The organism is Candidatus Poriferisodalis multihospitum (genome assembly GCF_028283155.1).
Lineage (GTDB): Bacteria > Actinomycetota > Acidimicrobiia > Acidimicrobiales > Poriferisodalaceae > Poriferisodalis > Poriferisodalis multihospitum.
The window spans coordinates 1-4,037 of sequence record NZ_JAPYOK010000041.1 but is presented as its reverse complement, the minus strand read 5'-3'; the positions used below and the strand labels follow the sequence as shown (position 1 = coordinate 4,037).

At 70.2% G+C, this 4,037-nt stretch carries 5 protein-coding genes; 4 read left to right on the top strand and 1 reads right to left on the bottom strand.

Going from position 1 to position 4,037, the window contains the following annotated elements:
• Positions 1–849, bottom strand: an 849-nt coding sequence (locus VI480_RS03960; protein WP_323671516.1) for an acyl-CoA dehydrogenase family protein, incomplete at its 3' end; no start/stop codon positions are given.
• 103 nt (positions 850–952) lie between these two features.
• Between VI480_RS03960 and VI480_RS03955 the strand changes: the two genes are divergently transcribed.
• The 4 genes from VI480_RS03955 to VI480_RS03940 form a co-directional block, all read left to right on the top strand.
• Complete coding sequence (locus VI480_RS03955) at positions 953–1,744, top strand: short-chain dehydrogenase/reductase (protein ID WP_323671515.1); 792 nt, start codon at positions 953–955, stop codon at positions 1,742–1,744.
• A 71-nt stretch (positions 1,745–1,815) separates the two neighbouring features.
• Positions 1,816–2,976, top strand: coding sequence for an amidase (locus VI480_RS03950; protein ID WP_323671514.1), 1,161 nt, complete (start codon positions 1,816–1,818; stop codon positions 2,974–2,976).
• A gap of 130 nt (positions 2,977–3,106) precedes the next feature.
• Positions 3,107–3,568, top strand: a complete 462-nt coding sequence (locus VI480_RS03945; protein ID WP_323671513.1) for a cupin domain-containing protein — start codon at positions 3,107–3,109, stop codon at positions 3,566–3,568.
• A partial coding sequence (locus VI480_RS03940; RefSeq protein WP_323671512.1) for an SDR family NAD(P)-dependent oxidoreductase occupies positions 3,561–4,037 on the top strand: 477 nt, incomplete at its 3' end. The genes VI480_RS03945 and VI480_RS03940, both read left to right, overlap by 8 nt.

Here is a 4,037-nt window from a genome sequence, read left to right as displayed (position 1 = left end):
GACCCGGCCGGTGCGCTGCGCTTCGGGCACGACCAGGTTCGCCCGCCCGGCTCGCTGCGGGTACCACTTGTAGGTGGCGAAGTACTCGTCGCTCTCCTGCTTCGCCCGCTCGACCGTCGGGCCGCCGTCGGCCGGGTAGCGCGGGCGGCGCGTGGCCACCGCGGCCCGCTCGTGGGTGAGCGTGGTGAGGCCGATGCGCCAGCCGTCGCCGGGGTTGCCGACCAGCTCGTCGCCGGGCACTCGGGCATCCTCGAAGAACACCTCGTTGAATGTGGCGTGGCCGTTCATCTGGCGCAGCGGGCGCACCTCCACGCCGGGCTGGTCCATCGGGATCAGGAAGTACGAGATGCCTTGGTGCTTGGGCACGTCCCAGTTGGTGCGCGCCATCAAAATGCCGAAGCGGGCCTTGTGCGCTCCCGAGTTCCACACCTTCTGCCCGTTGACGATCCACTCGTCGCCGTCGCGGTCGGCCCGGGTCACCAGTCCCGCCAGGTCTGAGCCGTTGGTGGGCTCGGAGAAGAGCTGGCACCACTTGTGCTCGCCGGTCAGGATCGGGCGCAGGTGGCGCCGCTTCTGGTCGTCGTCGGCATGGGCGAGCAGCGTCGGCGCCACGAGATACATGCTGACGCCCGCCGCCACCCCCACCGCTCCGACCGCGTCGAACTCGCGGGCCACCGCGGCATCCATCGACGGCGGCAGCCCGCGCCCGTGCCACTCGACGGGCCACGACGGCGTGCCCCAGCCGGTGTCGGCCAGCAGGTTGCGCCACTCGATCAGCGGCCGCTCCCGGTGCCAGTGCTCTTCCAGCCACGTTCGGGCTTCGTCACGAACCTCGTCAACGCCAGCCATCCGCGCAGCGTAGAACCGCAGCCCGAACAGCGCCCGAACGTCGAAGCCCGACTGAGCCCACGACCATCAGGCGCCTGTTCGATGCCGGGGTTACGTTGAGCCGATGGACTTGGGGCTGACGGGCAGGCGCGCCGTGATCACCGGCGCCTCGAAGGGGATCGGACTCGGGTGCGCGGTGGCGCTGGCCCGCGAGGGCTGTGATGTTGCGCTGGCCGCTCGGTCGGCGGACGTACTGGCGCGGGCCGCCAAGGAAGTACAACAGGCGGCGCCTGGAGTAGCCGTCACGACACATGCCGTCGACCTGTCGACGGCCGAGGGCCGGCAGACGCTGCTTGCCGAGACCGGCTGCGATGGCGGCGGCGGGTCCGGCTTGGCGGACATCTGGGTGAACAACGCCGGGGCGATTCCTGCCGGCGACATCGTGACGGTGGATGATGCGACGTGGCGCGACGCCTGGGATCTGAAGGTGTTCGGCTACATCGATCTGTGCCGGGCCGTCCTGCCGTTGATGACAGCGCGGGGCAGCGGGGTCATCGTCAACGTCATCGGCGTGGCGTCGCTGCGACCGCAACCGTCGTACATCGCGGGCGGGGTGGGCAACAGCGGCCTGGTGGCGATGACCGCCGCTCTCGGCAGCCAGAGCCTGCGCGACGGCGTGCGCGTGGTGGCCGTCAACCCTGGCCTGATCATCACCGACCGGATGGGTGACATGCTCCGCCGCCAGGCGATCGATGAACTCGGCGATGAGTCGCGCTGGGAGGAGCTGATTCCCGCCGATCCGGCTCCGGGCACGGTGGAGCAGGTGGCCGACGTGGTCGCTTTCCTCGCATCAGACCGGGCGAGCCACGTCAGCGGCACATCGGTCACCATCGACGGCGGCGCATCCGCTCGCTGAGGCAGCCGCTGCCCAGACGGGTTTCGGCTGGTCGCTAGTGTCCGGCGGCAAGCGGGACAGGGGAGGCAGCCATGGAGGTGCCCGACTTTCGGACAGTGTCGGTGGAGGCGCTGGCGGCGATGGTGCGAGATCGGTCGCTAACGGCAGCGGCGGTGACGGACCACTCGCTCGAGCGCATCGACACGCTGAACCCGCAGCTCAATGCGTTCGTGGCGCTTGACGCCGAGAGCGCTCGCTCGCAGGCGGCCGCCATCGACGAGCGGCTCGATGCCGGTGACGACGTGGGGCCCCTGGCGGGCATTCCCATCGGTGTCAAGGACCTGGCAGACGCCGCGGGGTTCGTCACCACACGGGGAGCGATGCACCTGCGTGACTCGGCGCCGGTCGCTGCCGATTCCACCGAAGTAGCGCGCATGCGCGCCGCCGGAGCGGTGATATTGGGCAAGACCAACACGCCCGAGTTCGGCTGCATGGGCGACACCTACAACAACGTCTTCGGCCCCACGTGGAATCCGTGGCAGTCCGGCCGCTCCCCCGGCGGATCATCGGGCGGCACCAGCTCGGCGGTTGCGTCGGGCATGGTGCCGGTGGGCACCGGCTCCGACGGCGGGGGCTCCATCCGCATCCCCTCGGCCATGTGCGGGATGTCGGGCCTCAAGCCGAGTCACGGGCGTGTGCCGAGCGGCCCGCCCCCGCCGGGGCTGCTGGACTTGTCGTGCGTCGGCCCCATGGCCCGCCGGATCCGCGACGTTGCGTACTGCCTCGACGCGATCATCGGGCCGCATCCCTCAGATCTGCGCAGCCTGCCGGCGCCGACCGAGTCGTGGCGTGCCGCGCTTGACGACCCGCCGCTGCCGGCGAGGGTGCTGTGGGTGCCGTCGTTCGACGGCGGGCCGGTCGACTCAGAGATCATGGCGTCGTGCACCGCCGCCGTGGAGCGGCTGGCGGCCGAAGGCACCGAAGTTGTCGAGGCCGGACCGCTGTTCGAACCGGCCGGCATCGTGACCGAGGCGTTCCTGCCGCTGTTCCTGGGCGGGCTGATCGCACCGGCCTTCCGACCGTTGTTCGGGACCGACGCATGGGACGACGTCACCGACTGGCTGGCCGTAGCGCTGGCAGAGGCCTTCGAACGAATCACCGTCGACACCGTGTCCGCGGCTCGCCAGCAATGCGGCGAGCTGTCGGTGCAGCTCGGCGAGGCGATGTCGGGTTTCGATGCGATGCTAGACTGACGACGTGGGTGTGCTGCAGACAACCGCGGTGCTCGAGGACCTGCTGGGACTCGATCCGATCGCGCCTGACATCGACTGAGGCGGCTCCCCCGACGCACCCGTGCGGGGATCACAGGGTTACGTTGGGCCGGTGGACGCGGACGAGGTGATCGAGCTGCTGGGGCTCGAGCCGCTCCCCGGCGAGGGCGGCCAGTGGGCTCAGACCTGGCGCGACGAGCACTCAACGGCCATCTACTTCCTGCTTCGGCCCAACGACTTCTCTGCGTTGCACCGGCTGGACAGCGTGGAGCTGTGGCATCACTACGCCGGCGCTGCTGTGGACATGCTTCTGCTGGAGCCCGGCGGGTCGGTGCGCCGCCCCCGGCTCGGCGACGACTTGGCTGGCGGCGAACGGCCGGTCGTGGTGGTGGCGCCAGGGACGTGGATGGCGGCGGAGACCGCCGGGGCCTGGTCGCTGGTGGGCACCACGATGGCGCCCGGCTACCACGAGGCCGGCTTCGAGCTCGGCGACCGGGCCGAGCTCGCCGCCGCGTATCCCGAAGCCGCTGCCGATATCCAGCGCCTCACGAGGGAGGGTCTCGGAGATGGCTGAGCAGGATGAACTGCGGCCGCCGGATGAGCTGATCCGATTGGATGGTCGGGTCATCGTGGTCACGGGCGCCGGCGGGGGCATCGGCGCCGGTATCGCTCGCAGGCTGATGGCCGCTGGTGCCACGGTCGTGGCGCACACCCGGTCCTCTCCGGTCGACCATCTGGTCGATGCGGATGGTCAATCCTTGGCATCGGTGCAGGCCGACCTGGCTGAAACCGATGCGCCGCAGCGTGTGGTGGATGCGGCACTGACCCGGTGCGGCCGCATCGACGGGCTCGTCAACAACGCAGCCGTCCAGCCGCTCGTGCACTTTGCCGAGCTGAGCGACGCCGAGTGGTCCGAGATGATCGATGTCAACCTGACAGCGGTACACCGGCTGACCCACGCTGCGGCAGCGGCGATGCGAGCCCAGGGCAGCGGCGGCTCCATCGTCCATATCGCGTCGATCGAGGCGCACCATCCCACCGAC

What these genes read in the sequence shown, in the direction of transcription:
- VI480_RS03955 (WP_323671515.1), top strand. Translation starts at nt 953, where the DNA reads ATGGACTTGGGGCTGACGGGCAGGCGCGCCGTGATCACCGGCGCCTCG.
- VI480_RS03950 (WP_323671514.1), top strand. Translation starts at nt 1,816, where the DNA reads ATGGAGGTGCCCGACTTTCGGACAGTGTCGGTGGAGGCGCTGGCGGCG.